This window comes from Cupriavidus sp. CP313 (assembly GCF_054072015.1).
Genome location: NZ_JBSVZB010000050.1, coordinates 1 through 16563, shown reverse-complemented (window position 1 = coordinate 16563; position 16563 = coordinate 1). Strand labels below are relative to the sequence as shown.

Here is a 16563-nt window from a genome sequence, read left to right as displayed (position 1 = left end):
GCACTGCCACCGTGCATGGGATTGCAGCGCGCTGAGGTGCGCTGCACGGGTTGCGATAGCGGTTGTTGGAGCCTTTCATGTATCTCGCATTACAGCAGTTCATCAATGGTGCGACCCTGGGTGCCGTCTATGGTCTCATCGCCATCGGCTATACCATGGTGTACGGCATCATCGGCATGATCAACTTTGCGCACGGCGAAGTGTTCATGATCAGCGCCTTCATCGCCATTTCAGGATTCACCCTCATGACTGCGCTTGGCGTGACTTCGGTACCGCTCACGCTGGTCGTGGTGTTGTTCCTTACCATCCTGTTCACGTCCGCCTATGGCTGGGCGGTAGAGCGGGTGGCGTACCGCCCGCTGCGTGGCGCGTCGCGCCTCGCGCCGCTGATCTCGGCGATCGGCGTTTCGATCTTCCTGCAGAACTTCGTCCAGCTAAGCCAGGGCGCACGCGTCAAGGCGCTGGCGCCGGTGATTACCGGCGGCATCGAAGTGGCGGGCACCGGCGAATCCGCGGTCTACCTGTCCTACGTGCAGATCCTGATCGTAGCGACGACGTTCCTGCTGATGGGCGGTTTCACATGGCTGATCACGCGCACCGCCTTTGGCCGGCAACAGCGGGCCTGTGAGCAGGACCGGACCATGACCGGCTTCCTCGGCATCAACGTCGCCCGCACGATCTCGCTGACTTTCATGCTGGGCGCGGGGTTGGCGGCCATCTCAGGGACCATGGTGACGCTGTACTACGGGGTTGTCGATTTCAGCATTGGCTTCCTGGTCGGTGTGAAGGCGTTTACCGCGGCGGTCCTCGGTGGCATCGGATCGCTCCCGGGGGCAATGCTGGGCGGGCTCCTGATCGGCCTGATCGAGTCGTTCTGGGGCAGCTATTTTTCGGCGGAGTACAAGGACGTTGCCACCTTTGCCATCCTGATCCTGGTGCTGGTGGTGCGGCCTTGCGGACTGCTCGGCCGGCCGGAGGTGGAGAAAGTCTGATGAGCACACTTCATGTTTTCGGATTCCGCGGCATGCGCGCGCGGCTGGGGGATGCGGTACGCGTGGCCCTGATCGGCATCGTGCTGGGTATCCCGCTGATCGGCATCACGACGGTGGACGCGGGTGGCAAGCTGCAACTCCAGACCCGCTGGGACGCGCTGGCCATTGCCGTGGGCGTCGTGTTTGCCGCACGCGTGCTGCAAATGCTGGCCATTGACCGCCTGCGCTTGCACAAGGCCATGAAGACGCCTGCATTGCCGCGCCTTCGCGAACCATTGGCGCTCACCAGGGCGGTCGGCTGGGTCGCGCTCGGGGTCGCCGTGGCGTTGCCGATCGTCTTCTCGGGCAACCGGTATCTGGTCGATATTGCGACCACAGTGCTGATCTACGTGATGCTGGGCTGGGGGCTCAATGTCGTGGTGGGCCTCGCCGGCCTGCTCGATCTTGGCTACGTGGCGTTCTACGCCATTGGCGCCTACAGCTATGCGCTGCTGTCGATCGGCTTCGGGCTCTCGTTCTGGGCGTGCCTGCCGCTGGCCGGGCTGTTCGCCGCGATCTTCGGGATCCTGCTGGGCTACCCCACGCTGCGGCTGCGCGGCGACTACCTGGCGATCGTGACGCTGGGCTTTGGCGAGATCATCCGGCTGGTGCTGCTCAACTGGACCGATCTCACCGGCGGCCCCAACGGCATGTCTTCCATTCCGAGGCCGACCTTCTTCGGCTTGCCGTTCAGCAGGTCGGCGGATACACCGACCTTCTCCAGCGTATTCGGGCTTGAGTATTCCAACGATCATCGGTTGATCTTCCTGTACTACGTGATCTTTGCGCTGGCCCTGCTGACCAACGTGCTGGTCCTTCGCCTGCGCCGTCTGCCGGTGGGCCGGGCCTGGGAGGCGATGCGGGAAGACGAAATTGCCTGCAAGGCGCTGGGCATCAACGTCACCAACGTCAAGCTGTCGGCGTTCGCGCTGGGGGCGATGCTGGGCGGGTTCGCTGGCGTATTCTTCGCCGCGCGCCAGGGCTTCATTTCGCCGGAAAGCTTCACTTTCAGCGAAAGCGCAACCGTGCTCGCCATCGTCGTCCTGGGCGGCATGGGCAGCCAGCTGGGCGTTGTGCTGGCCGCGCTGGTTCTGGTGCTCCTGCCGGAGCTTGGCCGCGACTTTGCCGAATATCGGATGCTGTTGTTTGGGGCAGCCATGGTCCTGATCATGGTCTGGCGGCCGGGCGGCCTGATGTCCGTCAGGGAGCCGACGCTGACGCTCAAGCAATACCTGCGCAAGCGGGCGGGCACGGACCGTGCCATTCCGGTAAGCGGTGCACCTGTAGTGGAGAACGGCCGATGACAAGAACACTAGTCACTGTAGACGGACTGGAGATGCGCTTTGGTGGCATCAAGGCCATCGAAGGCTTGTCGCTGACGGTCGGGGAGGGCCAGATCACCTCGGTGATCGGGCCGAATGGCGCCGGCAAGACGACACTGTTCAATTGCCTGACCGGTTTCTACAAGCCCACTGCCGGCTCAATCCGGATGATGCATCCCCGGCACGGAGACCTGCACCTGGAATCCTTGCCGAGCCACGAGGTGACGCGCAAGGCCGGCGTGGTGCGAACTTTCCAGAACATCCGCCTGTTTCCGAAGATGACGGTGATGGAGAACCTGGTGGTGGCCCAGCACAACGCACTGCAGAAGGCGTCCCGCTTCAGCCTGGCGGGGCTGTTCGGCCTGCCGGGTTACCGGCGCGCGCAGGAAGAGGCGATGGAGAAGGCCTACCGCAGCCTTCAGGCGCTGAAGCTGGAGGACTGCGCGGATACGGCCGCGGGCGGGTTGCCCTATGGCTTGCAGCGCAAGGTGGAGATTGCGCGCGCGATGTGCGTGGACCCGGTGCTGCTTTGTCTCGACGAACCGGCGGCGGGCCTGAACCCGCGCGAGTCGGCGGAACTCAATGCGCTGCTGACGCGCCTGGCGCGCGAGACTGGCCTGAGCCTCCTGCTGATCGAGCACGATATGAGCGTGGTCATGAACGTGTCCGACCATATCCACGTGCTGTCCTTTGGCAAGAAGATTGCTGAAGGCTCGCCGGAGCAGGTACAGAACGATCCCAATGTGGTGGCCGCGTATCTGGGTGAACCGGAGAGCGACGCGGAGATGCTGACCGAGACGGAGGCCGCGGCATGATTCTGCAGATTGAAGATGTACATGCCCACTACGGGCACGTCCACGCGCTGAGGGGCGTATCGCTCTCTGTCCGCGAGGGCGAGACGGTAACGCTGATTGGTGCCAACGGCGCGGGAAAATCCACGCTGATGACCAGTATCCTGGGCGCACCGCGGATTTCCCGCGGCCGCATACTGTTCCAGGGCGCTTCGCTCCAGGGCCTCGGTGTGCATGAGATTTCCCGGCGCGGCATTGCGATCTCCCCGGAAGGGAGGCGCGTCTTCCCTCGCATGACCGTGACCGAGAACCTGCTGATGGGCGCGACGTTCGCCGATCCCGCGACTCGGGGTACCGACATGCAGCGCATGTTCGACATGTTCCCGATCCTGTCAGAGCGCAGCCAGCAGCTCGCCGGTACCTTGTCGGGCGGCGAGCAACAGATGCTGGCGATCGCGCGCGCACTGATGAGCCATCCCCGGCTGCTGCTGATGGACGAGCCCTCACTGGGTCTTGCGCCGATCTATATCCGGAAGGTCTTCGAGATCATCGAGATGCTCAACCGGGACCATGGCATGACGATCCTGTTGGTCGAGCAGAACGCCAACCAGGCACTGCGCGTGGCACACCGCGCCTATGTGCTTCAGCAGGGCAGCATCGTCATGAGCGGTACCGGGCGCGAGCTGCTGCAGAGCCCGGAAGTCCGCGCGGCATACCTCGAAGGCGGAAAGCCCCGCAACGATCCCGCTGTGGCGGCCGTTGCCTGATCCACCGATTCAACTCTCTTTTCCCACCATGAACCAGCGAACTGCCACGGTCGTCATCATCGGCGGCGCCATCATCGGAAGCTTTACCGCCTTCTTCCTGCGCAAGGAGGGCTTTGCGGGACCCATCAAGGTGATCGAGCGCGATCCCACTTATCAGTATTGTTCGACCGCACTGTCGGCTTCGTCCATCCGCACGCAGTTTGGCTGTCCCTTCAACATCGGCATGAGCCTCTTCGGCGCCGGCATGTTCCGTGACATCAGGCAGTGGTTTGGCGATGATGCGGACATTGGCTTCGACGAGCGCGGCTACCTGCTGCTCGGCACCAAGGAGGGCGCCGATGCCATGCGGGCGACGGCGCAATCGCAGATCGAAGCCGGCGCAACCATCGATGTCATGACGCCCGCACAGGCAAAGGCTCGCTATCCGTGGCTCAACGTTGACGATATCGGCATCGCGACATATGGCGCCGCCAACGAAGGTTGGTTCGATGCCTGGGCGCTGCTCCAGCTCGTGCGGCGCGAAGCAAAGAAGCTTGGCGTTGAGTACGTCACGGCGGAAGCCAGCGGCATCGAATCGCGCAATGGCAGGGTCACGGGCGTCAGGCTTGCCGATGACAGTGTCATCCCTTGCGACTGGTGTGTGAATGCTGCCGGCCCTGCAGGCGGGAAGGTGGCGAGCTGGCTGGATATCGCGCTGCCGGTCGAGCCGCGCAAGCGCACCGTTTTCCATATCAAGGCACCGGTTCCAACCGAGGGGTTCCCCATGCTGTTCGACAACTCCGGCATATGGATCCGTCCTGAGGGCGATGGTCTCATTGCCGGCATTGCTCCGGAAGCGCACAGGGATCCTCGTGCAGAGGGCGACTTCGAACCGGATCACTACCTGTTCGAGGACATCGTGTGGCCGTACCTGGCGCACCGCGTTCCGGCGATGGAGAGCACGCGGTTACTGCGCGCCTGGGCAGGCCATTACGAGATGAACCTGCTGGACCACAACGGGGTGGTCGGCGCGCATGACGAGATCGGGAACTTCCTGCTGGCGACGGGTTTTTCCGGTCACGGGGTCATGCACGCGCCGGCCACGGGCAGGGCGGTGGCGGAGTGGATCGTCCACGGGCAGTATCGGACCATCGACGTGTCGCCGCTGGGATACCAACGTATTCGCAAGCAGGAGCCGCTGCTGGAGTCGGTGGTGTACTGAGTCGTGACTTGCTGATTCGGCCCTTGAGGTGAATGGCCTCAAGGGCCGTTTCTCTTTTTTTTCGTGGCCGGTGCGGTTTGCGATCGTGAAAGCCATCGGGCCCGGCAACGCTGGAGCGTTTGCCGGGCCCGATGGAGCAGGTAAGACTGGACGGGCGCTAGGCCTTGCTTGCCCGGATCTCCAGCGTCACGCCGGCGCCTTTGTCCGCCGTGTCGAAGTAGGTGAAACCACTGCGGTTTGGCAAGCGCCCACGCATCCTGATCGCCAGCCCCAGAGCCGATGCCTCGGCTTCCGCCTGGTCGCAGTCCGGTACGGTGAAGCCGAGATGGAACACGCCTTCGCCACGCGTGTCCAGGAATTCCCGCTGTGGCGTACTTCCGGCCGGCGGCGCGCACAACTGAAGCTGGACGTTGCCGAGGCTCGCGTAGCGGTAGTGCAGCCTGACGAAGGCATCGGCATCGGGCACGTCGAGCTCGCCCCGGAATGCCTCAAGCGAGGGAAATGGGTGCCAGGGGCCGACGCCAATGGACTCGTAGTAGGCGACGGACTTTTCCATATCGCGTACAACGACGCAGACATGATGCAGGGTCTGGAACAGATCGGTTTTCGTCATGACGGTATTCGAATCTCCGCTGGTCGCTCAGTTGCTCTCTTGCTGGGCGTACGCCTGCGCCGAGTCCTCGAAGCTCTGGCCGGCGCGCGGATTCCATTGCACGCCCGAGCGCGCCGCCACGCCGGGCTTCAGGCGCTGGGTTTCGTCGTAGTCGCTCCAGGGATGGAAGAACAGCGGCTCGGTGTCGTCGAGAGACTTCAGCCGGGCGGCGTAGGCTTCCAGGTAGGCGTCACGGTCTTCATCCGTGACCCGTGCCGGCATCCAGGCCGCGAAGGGCGGCAACACCGTGAAGCCGGTGTAGCCGAGGATGCCGTTGTGGATAGGCCAAAGCACGTGGTGCAGGTCGCCATCGATGCCATTCGGCTCATACAGCGTCGAGGCCGTTCCCGTGGTGAGGCAGATCATGGCGCGCTTGCCCTTGAAGTGCCCCGACTCGTACTTGCGGCCGGTGGAATATGCGAAGCCGCGGCTGAACACGCGGTCGACCCAGCCCTTCAGCATGGCCGGCATCGAGAACCACCACACCGGGAAATGAAACAGCACCAGGTCTGCCGCCTTGACCTTCTCCTGCTCGGTGTGCACGTCGGCGCTGTGGGTGCGGTGGGCAAACGCATGTTCCTGTTCGCGCGACAGGTCCAGGTAGTCCGCGTCGGCGCGCGCTTGCGGGAAGTCCGCTTCGCCAAGCGTGGGCGACCAGCCCATCTGGTACAGGTCGCTGACGGTGACCTGGTGGCCCAGCTCTGTCAGCGTCTGCACGGCGGTGTCCTTCAGCGCGGCGCTGAACGAGTTCGGTTCGGGGTGTGCGAAAACAATCAGAACGTTCATATCGGTGTCGTCCAAGGAGTGCTCGATGCTGGCGGATTCTCCGCGCAAAGGCCATCCCTGTCTTGCACGCATCAGGGCCGGAACGTGCGGATTTTGGCATAGGCATCGAGGCCTGCATGGCGACAGATAGATCAGGTATCGGAATAGTTAATCATTCAATTAAATCACTTTCGCGACGTTCTTCCTTGTTCCATGATTCGCTCAGAGCGGCCGATGGCCGACGATGAACCTGGCGGCGCGAAGGCGCTGCCACCTGGAGCGAGAAGACGATGTCGGCGAACTGGCCACGCGAGATTTACCAAGAGTTGAAGGCGGCGAACGTCCGCCAGGTCTGCTACGTCCCGGACGCCGGGCACAGCGAACTGATCCGGCTGTGCGAAGCCGATCCCGAGATCAGCACGGTGTCGCTGACCACGGAGGAAGAAGGCGTGGCCATGGTCGGCGGCGCCTGGCTGGGCGGCGAGCGCGCCGTGCTGCTGATGCAGTCCAGTGGCGTGGGCAACTGCATCAACATGCTGTCGCTGCAGCACGAATGCCGCATGCCGTTCTTCGCCATCGTGACGATGCGCGGCGAGTGGAGCGAGTTCAATCCCTGGCAGGTGGCGATGGGCAAGTCCACGCAGGAGGCGCTGGAGTCGGCCGGCACGTACGTGTACCGCGCCGACGAAGCCGAGGAGGTGGCGAAGACGGTGGGCGCCACGGCCCGCTTTGCCTACCAGACCGGCCGGCTGGCGGCGGTGCTGATCGCCCAGCGTGTGATCGGTGCCAAGAACTTCAATAAGTGAGACTGAGATGAGTGAAGCGCAAAAGGCTGTTCTGAATCGCCGCACGGCGATTGCCCGGATCCTGAAGCACCGGGGCGATGCCCTGGTGGTGACGAGCCTGGGCAACCCCACCTACGACGTGGCCTCGACCGGCGACTGCGCCGGCAACTTCTACCTGTGGGGCGCAATGGGTGGCTCGGTGATGGTGGGCCTGGGCATCGCGCGGGCGCAACCGGAGCGTCGCGTGGTGGTGGTTACCGGCGACGGCGAGATGATGATGGGGATCGGCTCGCTGGCCACGGCCGCGGTGGACAAGCCGCGGAACCTGGCGGTGATCGTGATCGACAACGAGCACTATGCGGAGACCGGGATGCAGCCGGCGCACGCCGGGCGCGGTGTCGACATCACGGGTGTGGCCAGGGCGGTGGGCTTTGACAACGCGCGCACGGTGCGCACGGAGCAGGAACTGGCGGTGCTGGCCGAGGAACTGTTCAGCACCGAAGGCCTGCTGCTGGCCACGGTGAAGGTGACCACCGAGCCGGTGCCCGCTGTGCTGCCCCCGCGCGACGGCCCCTTCCTGCGCAGCCGCTTCCGCGAAGCGCTGCTCGGCAGCGACGCCCACAAGTAAGCCCACTCGATCCCCCTTCCTGCAAGGGGAAAGCGACAGGACCGACATGCAAGCTTACAACCATTACATCGGTGGCGAGTGGGTGAAGCCCACTGGCAACGGCTACGTCGACAGCAAGAACCCGTTCGACGGCCAGCCTTGGGCGCAGATCGCGCGGGGCACAGCGGAGGATGCGGACGCGGCCGTCGACGCCGCCCACGCTGCGTTCCGCAATCCCGCATGGGCTGGCCTGACGCCGACGCAGCGAGGCAAGCTGCTGGCCCGGGTGGCCGACCTGATCGAGCGCGACGCGCAGCACCTGGCCGAACTCGAGACCCGCGACAATGGCAAGCTGTTCGCGGAGATGCACGCCCAGACCCGCTACATCCCGGAGTGGTTCCGCTACTTCGGCGGGCTGGCCGACAAGATCCAGGGCGCGGTGATCCCGCTGGACAAGAAGGGCTACTTCAACTTCACCCGGCGCGAGCCGCTGGGCGTCATTGTCGCCATCACGCCGTGGAACTCGCCGCTGCTGTTGCTGACGTGGAAGCTCGCACCGCTGCTCGCCGCCGGCAATACGGTGGTGATCAAGCCTTCAGAGCACACCTCGGTGTCGACGCTGGCGTTGGCGCGGCTGTTCGGCGAAGCGGGCTTTCCGCCGGGCGTGGTCAATGTGGTCACCGGTTTCGGGGCTGAAGTCGGCCAGCGCCTGGTGACCCATCCCAAGGTCAGCAAGATTGCGTTCACCGGATCGGACGCGAACGGCAAGCTGATCTACCAGACCGCCGCGGCCAGCCTGAAGAAGGTATCGCTGGAACTTGGCGGCAAGAGCCCGAACATCGTGTTCGAGGACGCCGACTTCGACCAGGCCATCAACGGCGTGCTGTCCGGGATCTTCGCCGCCAGCGGCCAGACCTGCATCGCCGGCTCGCGCCTGCTGGTGCAGCGCTCGATCTACAAGCGCTTCCTCGAGCGCCTGGTGGAGCGCGCGACCACCGCCCGGCTCGGCAATCCGATGCAGCCGGATACCCAGGTCGGTCCGGTAACGACGGAAGTACAACTGGCCAAGGTGCTCGACTACATCGAGATCGGCAAGGCCGAAGGCGCCGTACCGCTGTGCGGCGGCAAGCGCGCAAGCGGCAGCGGCATCGACGACGGCTGGTTTGTCGAGCCGACCATCTTTGCCGATGTCGACAACAGCATGCGGATCGCGCAGGAAGAAATCTTCGGCCCGGTGCTGTCAGCGATTCCGTTCGATACGCAGGATGACGCCATCCGCATCGCGAACGACAGCATCTACGGCCTCGGTGCCGGCGTCTGGACCCAGAACATCCAGCGTGCGTTCGCGCTGTCGGAAGCGATCGAATCCGGCATGGTCTGGGTCAATACCTATCGCGCGGTCAGCTTCATGTCGCCGTTCGGCGGCTACAAGCAGAGCGGCATCGGCCGGGAAAGCGGCATCGAGGCCATCGACGAATACCTGCAGACCAAGAGCGTATGGATTGCCGCCGGCGCGACGGTGGACAACCCGTTCATCATCCGCTGACGCGGGAAATGGCCGGGCGCGGGGCGTGGTGCTCCGCGTCCCGCCCCATCAGTAAGCTGCCGGGTGTTGCATAGCGAAAAAAATCCCTCGACACCGGTCGAGGGAACCCAAAGTCGGCAGGAGACAGCAGGCGAATGTCCTAGCTGGCAGCGTCCGGAAGGATCGCGCCGATGCGCGGCGCTGCTTCCAGTTGCCAGACTTCCCTGAAGAAGGCATGGATCTCCTCGGCGCTGGCGGAGGCGGAGAAGTCGGCCAGGCGCGCGAACTTGTCCTGGATCTCCTCCCTTGACAGCGTGTTGCCCGGATCGCCCTTGGGCTCGTCGACACGCCCGGAGAAAGACTTGCCGTCTTCCGTGGTCACGCTGACCTTGCCGATCCAGCGGCGGGGGTAGGCACTATCCACTTCCTCATCGAGTTGCATCGAGACCTTGTCGCGGAACGCGACCACCGCGGCATCCTGGAAGTGCGACTCGAAGTCACGGACGCTGGCACTGCCGCGTTCGGCAACCAGCCCGAGTACCGTGCCCATCGAGAACTTCGCCTGGTGCACGGTGACCGGGTTCACCACGGGTCCCAGCACATCGATCGCGCCCTGGTGGACGTGAGTCACCACCTCGCGGATATTGGCCGGCTGAATCTGGTTGTCTGCCATCACCCGCGCCAGCGCATCCGCCGCGGGGTGCGTGTGACGGCACGAGGCATGGTATTTGAAGGACGTCTCGGCCACGGTCCAGCGTGAGCCGAGGCCGTCGACCAGCTTCGCGGCATCGGCATCGGTGGACATGCCGGCAGCCATGCCGCGCGGCCCTTCCAGGATACGCTTTGCGCCCTGGAAGCCGTCCCTGGCAAGGAAGGCGGACATCATGCCGTCGGCGGCTGCCTTGGCCGTATGGAGTTGCTTGGAATCGGCGGCGTCGGCGAGGAATTCCCACAGGCCCGCTGCCTGCGTACCGGCCGAGCCGAAGGCGTCCAGCATCTGCGCCGGCGTCAGCCCCAGCAGGCGCCCGGCCGCCGCGGCGGCTGCAAGTGTGCCGGCAGTGCCGGTGGTATGGAACACGCGATAGTGCGAGCGCCCGAGGAACTCGCCGACGCGGATCCCGACTTCGTAGCCCACGATGGCGGCCGTGATGAAGTCCTTGCCGCTGGCGCCCGCTTCCTGTGCGACCGCAAGCACAGCAGGAAAGACCACGGCCGCCGGATGGAAGACCGAGCCGTTGTGCACGTCATCCTGCTCGGCGTAGTGGGAGCTGGCGCCATTGATGAAGGTGGCAAAGTAGGGCGTGGTGCGCTCGCGCGAGATCAGGACCTCGCAGGGGCCCGATGCCGGCGCCATCCGTCGCGCAAAGGCGGCCAGCGCTTCGACCGGCCTGCCGCCTTTGCCTGCCAGCGCGGAGCCGACCCAGTCGGCGTACAGGTTCTTGGCGCGCTCGACGACTTCAGCCGGGATGTCCTCATACTGCAGCGTCGCTGCAAAACGCGCCAGCACGGCGCTTTGTGTTTCACTCATCTGTCTTCCTCTTGCTTGTTGTGAGGCGGATTGATATGCCGCCGGCTTCAGACCAGCACCACCTCGCCGTGGACGGTCTCTGCAGCGGCCAGTCTGGTGCAGATCGCAATCGCCTCGGCCGCTGCGCCGACCTGCTCCAGGCTGGGCGATGACGGGGCAATGCGCAGCGTGCGGTCATCGGGGTCGATCCCGCCAGGAAAGGGCGCGCCGGCATCGGTAAGGATCACGCCGGCGTTGCGGCAAAGGTCGACAACCCGGCGTGCGGTGCCGGGTACCACATCCAGCGTGATGAAGTAGCCGCCGGCGGGCTCGGTCCACGACACCTGCGCGAGCCCGCCCAGGTATTGCCTGAAGGTCTCGGTCACGCGCGCGAAGCGCGGCGCGAGGATCGCGCGATGCTGGCGCATCAAGGCCTTCAGCCCTGCCTCGTCCCGGAGAAACCGCACATGGCGGAGCTGGTTGAGCTTGTCCGGCCCGACGCTGCGGAACGCTGCATGCCTGAGATACCACGCGATGTTCTGGCTCGAGCTGCCCAGCAGGGCGAGGCCGGCGCCGGCAAAGGTGATCTTGGAGGTCGAGGCAAAGACCAGCGCACGGTTGGCATGGCCATGCGTCACGCAGAGCTCCGCGAGGTTGGCAATCTCCGTTTCCTGGTCGCCCAGGTGGTGCAGCGCGTAGGCGTTGTCCCAGAAGATGCGGAAATCCGGCGCGGCCGTTGGCATCGCAGCCAGCGCCCGGACGACCTCGTCGGCGTACACGGTGCCGGTCGGGTTGCTGTACTTCGGCACACACCAGATGCCGCGGATCGACCGGTCCTGCGTCACCAGCGTACGCACGACTTCCATATCGGGACCGTCGTCGCGCAGCGGCACCGGGATCATCCGGATGCCAAAGGCCTCGCACAGCTTGAAATGCCGGTCATAGCCCGGCACGGGGCACAGGAAGGCGATGCCTCCCGCCACGTTCTGCCACGGGCCGTCACCATCGGGCACGCCATTGCGGCACGCATACGCCAGGCAGTCATGCATCAGCGCCAGGCTGGAGTTGCCTTCCACCACGGTGTTCTCCGGCGGCACGCCCAGTACGCCGGCGAACAGCCTGCGCGCTTCCGGGATGCCCTGCTGGCCCATGTAGTTGCGGCAATCCGTACCTTCCTCGGTGCGGAAGTCGCCGGGGCCGGGCAGTGCCAGCAGTGCTTCTGACAGCGCAAGCTGTTCGGCGGATGGCACGCCCCGTGCCAGGTTGAGCTTCAGCTGTCTGTCGTGCAGTGCGCGGTATTCAAGCAGGCAGGTTTCAAGGCCAGGCACACCGTTCGCCGCCTTCAACTCTTCATCAATTTTGCGTGGCCAGTTCGCTGGCATCGTCGTCTCGCTCCGGGCGGCAGCGCTCTCGCGCGGCCAGGTTCATCCTCAGCCTTCGGCCGTTCTGAACCCATCATGGGCGCTTGAATGGCTTCGCGAAAGCGATTTATTTGGATGGTTTTCCATTCCCATGTGAGATGGTTTTCGTGCGCAGGGAGGCCACCCGCCAGGGCAGGCGGCATGCGGCTTTCCGGGGCACGGGAACTAGCCTAGCGATGCAGGCGCGCGCATCCGGGAGAAGTCGCAGCACTCGCGCGCCAGCTCCGCCACCGCGAGGCCAAGGGCGGCCTGTTCGGGATAGATGGCGCAATAGCGAACGGCGGGGGCGGGCGGGTGGGTCTCTACGATCTGCAGGCGGCCCTGCGCGACTTCATTGGTGAAGAACTCGCGTGGCAGGCAACTGACGCCGATGCCGGCTTCGATCAGGCCGGCCAGCGTGATGATGCTGCGGCTGCCGCCGAGCCGGGTCGGCTCGACGCCAACCTGCTCGAACAGCCGCGCGCACAGCGCGGTGATGATCGAGGTCCGGTCCTGTTCGATGACCGGCAAGGTCGCGAGCTGCTGCAGCGGAACCACTTCTCCGCGATTGAACGTTCCGGGCGGGCTGAACCAGGCGAATTCGACCAGATCAAGATTGACCCTGGCTGCCGAGCGCGTGACAAAGGCTTCGGGCAGGATGGCCACGTCGAGCTGCCCGTCGATGATCTTGTCGCGCAGCACCGCGGAGTGGTCGATATGCGGTTGCAGGGTCAGTTGTGGATAGACCGCCCTGACCTTGCGCACCAGCGCAGGAAACCACGACATGGCGACCAGCTCCGTGACCCCGACGTGCACGACGCGCGGGATATTGCGTGTCGATGCCTGGATCTCCTCGAGGTGCGCCACGCTTTCCAGCAGGTCGGCGCAGAGCAGCATCATCTCGTGGCCCCTGGCAGTGAGCGTGGCCTTGCGCCCGGCCTGTTCGAACAGCGGCGAGGCGGACAGCCGCTCCACTTCCTGCAAGCGCTTGGTGGCGGCGGACTGGGTCACGTGCAGCTTGTCGGCGGCACGTTGCACCGTGCCGAGCTTTGCTACCCAGTAGAACGCCTCGATCTGCTTAATCGTCAGCATCGCGCAAGGCTCCGTGCATGGCGGCTTCCATGCTTTGCTCGTAAGGCCGCTCGAAGTCACAGGTCTGTTGAGCCAGCGCGGCGATGGTGCGATGGAAGGGCGTGGCCGAGTCGGCACGCAGTAACGCCACATAGCGGATGGGCGGCAGGACGGGGGTGGCTTGGACTTCGCGCAGCAAGCCCTTGTTCACCAGCCCGCGCGACACGACCACCGGCAGGTAGACCACGCCGAGCCCGGACACGGCAATACCGCCCAGCGCGGCAATGCTGTTGCTCAGCAAAGTGTTCCTCGGTGTCAGGCCGTTCCTGGCAAACCAGTTTCGCATCAGCACGCCGGCGCCGGATTGCGGCCCCTGCATCAGCAGCGGGTACTTGCTGAGCTCTGCTACTTTCATGCGGGTATGGGGCAGGTCGAGGGTCGGGCTGCAGAACCAGGAGTTCCTGACTTCCCCCAGCCGGGTGCGCAACAGTCCGGTCAGGTCGAATGCGTTCGGCACGACGATCAGGTCAAGCTGGCCGGTACGCAGGCGGCCATGCAGCGGGACACTGTGCTCGACTTCCAGTTCGACCACGACCTGGGGGAACTGCGAGCGGATCGCATCTACGAACGAGGGCAGCCAGGTGAGTGCGGTCAGCTCGGTAACGCCGAGCCGCAACTTGCGTACCAGTGCATCCTTGCGCACGAACTGGTCGAGCAGGACGTTGCGTTTCTTCAGCACGTCGCGCGCACGGGCAAGGACCTCGGCCCCCTCCAGCGTCAGCCTGGCCGTGCGGCCCGAACGGTCGAACAGCGGGTAGCCGAAACTGGTCTCAAACTCCTTGATATGCCGGGACACCGCCGACTGGGCGATGTCCAGCTTCTCGGCGGCGGCGTCGAACGATCCCATCTCGCTGATGGCGACGAATGCCTCCAATTGCTTGAATGTGGTCACCTGCCGCTCCGCGTCATGCTGATCGTCTGATCAGTTTATGGAATGGGACTGGAGCTGATTCTATCTCAAATAGTTGGCGCATTGGCGCCCCCCAGGTGCGTAGGAGACCGCGCCAAAACGGGGGCAAACTGCTGAACCTGCGCTGAGCGGGCTAGCGTTGAGTCCAGGCCGCAACGCAGCAGCAGTCATTAGCGTTCTTTACCAGTTCTGGGCCATGGCGATATGGGCTCGTAAGCGTCCAAAGGACATGACGACGAGACCATGTACTCATACAGCCCCCGGACGCAGACGCAGTGAGCTGACGACAGCATCCCACAAATCAAGCGCTTCTTCGTCGCTGGAAAATGACTCATTGTTAGTCAGATAGGCGCTTTCGCCAACCTGGAGCGACACGTTTAGATTGGGCTCGGCAAGGGAATCGGCCTTGCCCGGCGCCTCCCACTTGAAGCCGTAGGTCCGTTTGCCTTCTTGCGTGCCTGCCACTAGGATCTCGTCCGCCTGAATCGGTCCGACCGGCCGTTGGTGGTTTCGGAGCTGAGCAACGCCGGCTACGGTGCCGAGCAACGCCGAGAGAACGCCACCCGCTCTATCCCGCAAGCCTGGTTCCACATTGCGTTGCGTGTAGGAAGTGATGGTGAACGACACATCGGGCTTGCCGGACAATTGAATGACCATGCGCCAGCTTTCGAGGTTCAGATCCTTATCTACTAGAACTGCGTCATCGACGACAAAGCCGATGCCAACAGGCATTTCGCGCGGCGGGATCTGGCGCCACTCGAGCGACAATTCTTCGCGGACAGAAAGTGCTGACATTTTGCGGTCCGTTGACACGTCCCCTGAATACTTCAGCGTTCGTGATCCCGCGCGAAAGTAGGTGTCGAAATGATAGTAATCGATGCTGAGGTCAAGCCATGAGATTAGTGTCACCGATCCGTTTGCATGCGCTATCCGCTCAATAAACAAGCTGCCCCGCGTGGGGTGTTTCGCGATTCGGAGTTCCTGTTCCCTTCGGGCAACTAAGTTCTCGAAATTTTGCCGCGTGCCCACCTCGGGCAGTGGCACGATCCTTACCTTGTTGTAGGTATAACTTTCGATAGTCCGTGCATCTCCCGGCAGGTCGACCAGATGCCTGCCAATGGCCCGTGTTCGCCATCCTTCATTCATGCCGACTTCCCCTGAGCAATTCATCACGCCGCTGGTGGGGCGACGGAAATATCTCTTGGCGAAGGAAGCGCATGGCGTCGCCCACTGAAGGTGCGCGTGGCTTGGCAAATGAACGACCTGACGTCAGCAATGCAACTGAGGCAGAGGCTAACATCCAAAGCATATGCCGGCGAGGGAATGTACTCATACGGCACCCGGACGCAGACGCAGTGATCCGACGACAGAATCCCACAATTCCAACGCCTCTTCGTCGCTGGCAAAAGACTCTCTATTAGTCAGATTGAATCGCCCCGGGTTTAGTGGAGGCTCCAATTCTTGAGAGAATGGAGCCCATGAGCAAGCAAACCAAGTTTTCCCCCGAGGTCCGAGAGCGGGCCGTACGTCTGGTGCAGGAGCAGCGCAGTGAGCATCCGTCCCTGTGGGCGGCGGTCGAATCCATCGCACCGATGATTGGATGCACAAGCCAGACGCTGTTGGGGTGGGTCAAGCAAGAGCAAGTCGAGAGCGGCGAGCGCGATGGCGTGACCACGTCGGAGCGTGAACGCCTCAAGGCGTTGGAGCGCGAGGTGAAGGAGTTGCGCCGTGCCAACGAGATCCTGAAGCTGGCGAGCGCATTTTTCGCCCAGGCGGAGCTCGACCGCCGTTTGAAGTCCTGAAGGCCTTTGTCGATCAGCATCGCGACGCCTTCGGGGTCGAGCCGATCTGCAAGGTCTTGCAGATTGCCCCGTCGGGCTACCGGCGCCATGCTGCGCAGCTTCGCGATCCGTCGCGGCGCTCTGCGCGAGCCAAACGCGATGAGTGGCTTCGGCCCGAGATCAAGCGAGTCTGGCAGGCCAACATGCAGGTCTACGGGGCCGACAAGGTTTGGAAGCAGATGAACCGGCAAGGCATTGCCGTGGCACGCTGTACGGTCGAGAGGCTGATGAAGCAGCAGAGTTTGCGCGGCGTGATTCGCGGCAAGCGGGTTCGCACGACGACTCCAGATGCGAGAGCGGCGCGCCCGCCGGACCTGGTCAACCGTCA

Annotated in this window: 16 protein-coding genes, 1 pseudogene and 1 other annotated feature; of the genes and pseudogenes, 9 read left to right on the top strand and 8 right to left on the bottom strand. The window is 63.9% G+C overall.

From position 1 onward, the window contains the following. Positions 1-65 precede the first annotated feature (65 nt). From ACW4E8_RS38140 to ACW4E8_RS38120, 5 genes are read left to right on the top strand one after another with little or no spacing between them, the layout of a single operon-like run. Positions 66-992 (top strand): branched-chain amino acid ABC transporter permease, encoded by a 927-nt coding sequence (locus tag ACW4E8_RS38140; RefSeq protein WP_456809204.1) that lies wholly within the window; start codon positions 66-68, stop codon positions 990-992. Next, entirely contained in the window at positions 992-2335 is a 1344-nt protein-coding gene (gene livM / locus ACW4E8_RS38135) for a high-affinity branched-chain amino acid ABC transporter permease LivM (RefSeq protein ID WP_456809203.1), read from the top strand. Before ACW4E8_RS38140 ends, livM begins: the two co-directional genes overlap by 1 nt. After that, positions 2332-3168 (top strand): ABC transporter ATP-binding protein, encoded by an 837-nt coding sequence (locus ACW4E8_RS38130; protein ID WP_456809202.1) that lies wholly within the window; start codon positions 2332-2334, stop codon positions 3166-3168. Before livM ends, ACW4E8_RS38130 begins: the two co-directional genes overlap by 4 nt. Next, positions 3168-3911 (top strand): ABC transporter ATP-binding protein, encoded by a 744-nt coding sequence (locus tag ACW4E8_RS38125; RefSeq protein WP_456809227.1) that lies wholly within the window; start codon positions 3168-3170, stop codon positions 3909-3911. Before ACW4E8_RS38130 ends, ACW4E8_RS38125 begins: the two co-directional genes overlap by 1 nt. After that, entirely contained in the window at positions 3904-5112 is a 1209-nt protein-coding gene (locus ACW4E8_RS38120) for an NAD(P)/FAD-dependent oxidoreductase (protein ID WP_456809201.1), read from the top strand. The genes ACW4E8_RS38125 and ACW4E8_RS38120 overlap by 8 nt, the downstream gene beginning before the upstream one ends. Positions 5113-5269: 157 nt before the next feature. Here ACW4E8_RS38120 and ACW4E8_RS38115 read toward each other — a convergent pair whose 3' ends face one another. Together ACW4E8_RS38115 and ACW4E8_RS38110 are read right to left on the bottom strand one after the other, a co-directional pair. Further along, positions 5270-5725 (bottom strand): VOC family protein, encoded by a 456-nt coding sequence (locus ACW4E8_RS38115; protein ID WP_456809200.1) that lies wholly within the window; start codon positions 5723-5725, stop codon positions 5270-5272. Positions 5726-5752: 27 nt separating this feature from the next. Further along, positions 5753-6550: an NAD(P)H-dependent oxidoreductase gene (locus ACW4E8_RS38110; protein WP_456809199.1), complete on the bottom strand. Its 798-nt coding sequence runs from the start codon at positions 6548-6550 to the stop codon at positions 5753-5755. Between the two features lie 269 nt (positions 6551-6819). Here ACW4E8_RS38110 and ACW4E8_RS38105 point away from each other — a divergent pair, with 269 nt between their 5' ends. From ACW4E8_RS38105 to ACW4E8_RS38095, 3 genes are read left to right on the top strand one after another with little or no spacing between them, the layout of a single operon-like run. After that, complete coding sequence (locus ACW4E8_RS38105) at positions 6820-7335, top strand: thiamine pyrophosphate-binding protein (protein WP_400316284.1); 516 nt, start codon at positions 6820-6822, stop codon at positions 7333-7335. A gap of 7 nt (positions 7336-7342) precedes the next feature. After that, positions 7343-7942 carry a thiamine pyrophosphate-dependent enzyme gene (locus tag ACW4E8_RS38100; protein WP_456809198.1) on the top strand — a complete coding sequence of 200 codons (600 nt, stop codon included), beginning with the start codon at positions 7343-7345 and terminating at the stop codon, positions 7940-7942. 46 nt (positions 7943-7988) lie between these two features. Continuing rightward, a complete protein-coding gene (locus tag ACW4E8_RS38095) occupies positions 7989-9467 on the top strand; it encodes an aldehyde dehydrogenase (RefSeq protein WP_456809197.1) in 1479 nt (492 codons plus the stop codon). Between the two features lie 139 nt (positions 9468-9606). Here the strand turns inward: ACW4E8_RS38095 and ACW4E8_RS38090 are convergent, their stop codons facing one another. The 6 genes from ACW4E8_RS38090 to ACW4E8_RS38065 all read right to left on the bottom strand — a co-directional run bounded on the left by ACW4E8_RS38090 (position 9607) and on the right by ACW4E8_RS38065 (position 15984). After that, on the bottom strand, positions 9607-10974 hold the full coding sequence (locus ACW4E8_RS38090) for an MmgE/PrpD family protein (RefSeq protein ID WP_456809196.1): 1368 nt from the start codon (positions 10972-10974) through the stop codon (positions 9607-9609). A 47-nt stretch (positions 10975-11021) separates the two neighbouring features. Next, a complete protein-coding gene (locus tag ACW4E8_RS38085; protein ID WP_456809195.1) occupies positions 11022-12281 on the bottom strand; it encodes an aminotransferase class I/II-fold pyridoxal phosphate-dependent enzyme in 1260 nt (419 codons plus the stop codon). Between the two features lie 258 nt (positions 12282-12539). Further along, on the bottom strand, positions 12540-13445 hold the full coding sequence (locus tag ACW4E8_RS38080) for a LysR family transcriptional regulator (RefSeq protein WP_456809194.1): 906 nt from the start codon (positions 13443-13445) through the stop codon (positions 12540-12542). Beyond that, positions 13432-14376, bottom strand: coding sequence for a LysR family transcriptional regulator (locus tag ACW4E8_RS38075; protein ID WP_456809193.1), 945 nt, complete (start codon positions 14374-14376; stop codon positions 13432-13434). Before ACW4E8_RS38075 ends, ACW4E8_RS38080 begins: the two co-directional genes overlap by 14 nt. A gap of 267 nt (positions 14377-14643) precedes the next feature. Then, positions 14644-15540: a T6SS immunity protein Tli4 family protein gene (locus ACW4E8_RS38070; RefSeq protein WP_456809192.1), complete on the bottom strand. Its 897-nt coding sequence runs from the start codon at positions 15538-15540 to the stop codon at positions 14644-14646. Positions 15541-15723: 183 nt separating this feature from the next. Then, positions 15724-15984, bottom strand: a complete 261-nt coding sequence (locus tag ACW4E8_RS38065; RefSeq protein ID WP_456809191.1) for a T6SS immunity protein Tli4 family protein — start codon at positions 15982-15984, stop codon at positions 15724-15726. On the opposite strand from ACW4E8_RS38065, the pseudogene ACW4E8_RS38060 reads away from it, so the two are divergent. Further along, positions 15873-16563: pseudogene (locus tag ACW4E8_RS38060) on the top strand (IS3 family transposase); the annotation flags it as partial. The gene ACW4E8_RS38065 and the pseudogene ACW4E8_RS38060 overlap by 112 nt on opposite strands. Continuing rightward, positions 16151-16267 (top strand) — a sequence feature (AL1L pseudoknot). Its footprint overlaps the pseudogene before it by 117 nt.

Bases quoted from the DNA above. Each gene is read 5' to 3' on its own strand.
- livM (WP_456809203.1), top strand. From the start codon at position 992: ATGAGCACACTTCATGTTTTCGGATTCCGCGGCATGCGCGCGCGGCTG.
- ACW4E8_RS38130 (WP_456809202.1), top strand. From the start codon at position 2,332: ATGACAAGAACACTAGTCACTGTAGACGGACTGGAGATGCGCTTTGGT.
- ACW4E8_RS38115 (WP_456809200.1), bottom strand. From the start codon at position 5,725: ATGACGAAAACCGATCTGTTCCAGACCCTGCATCATGTCTGCGTCGTT.
- ACW4E8_RS38110 (WP_456809199.1), bottom strand. From the start codon at position 6,550: ATGAACGTTCTGATTGTTTTCGCACACCCCGAACCGAACTCGTTCAGC.
- ACW4E8_RS38105 (WP_400316284.1), top strand. From the start codon at position 6,820: ATGTCGGCGAACTGGCCACGCGAGATTTACCAAGAGTTGAAGGCGGCG.
- ACW4E8_RS38100 (WP_456809198.1), top strand. From the start codon at position 7,343: ATGAGTGAAGCGCAAAAGGCTGTTCTGAATCGCCGCACGGCGATTGCC.
- ACW4E8_RS38095 (WP_456809197.1), top strand. From the start codon at position 7,989: ATGCAAGCTTACAACCATTACATCGGTGGCGAGTGGGTGAAGCCCACT.
- ACW4E8_RS38090 (WP_456809196.1), bottom strand. From the start codon at position 10,974: ATGAGTGAAACACAAAGCGCCGTGCTGGCGCGTTTTGCAGCGACGCTG.
- ACW4E8_RS38080 (WP_456809194.1), bottom strand. From the start codon at position 13,445: ATGCTGACGATTAAGCAGATCGAGGCGTTCTACTGGGTAGCAAAGCTC.
- ACW4E8_RS38070 (WP_456809192.1), bottom strand. From the start codon at position 15,540: ATGAATGAAGGATGGCGAACACGGGCCATTGGCAGGCATCTGGTCGAC.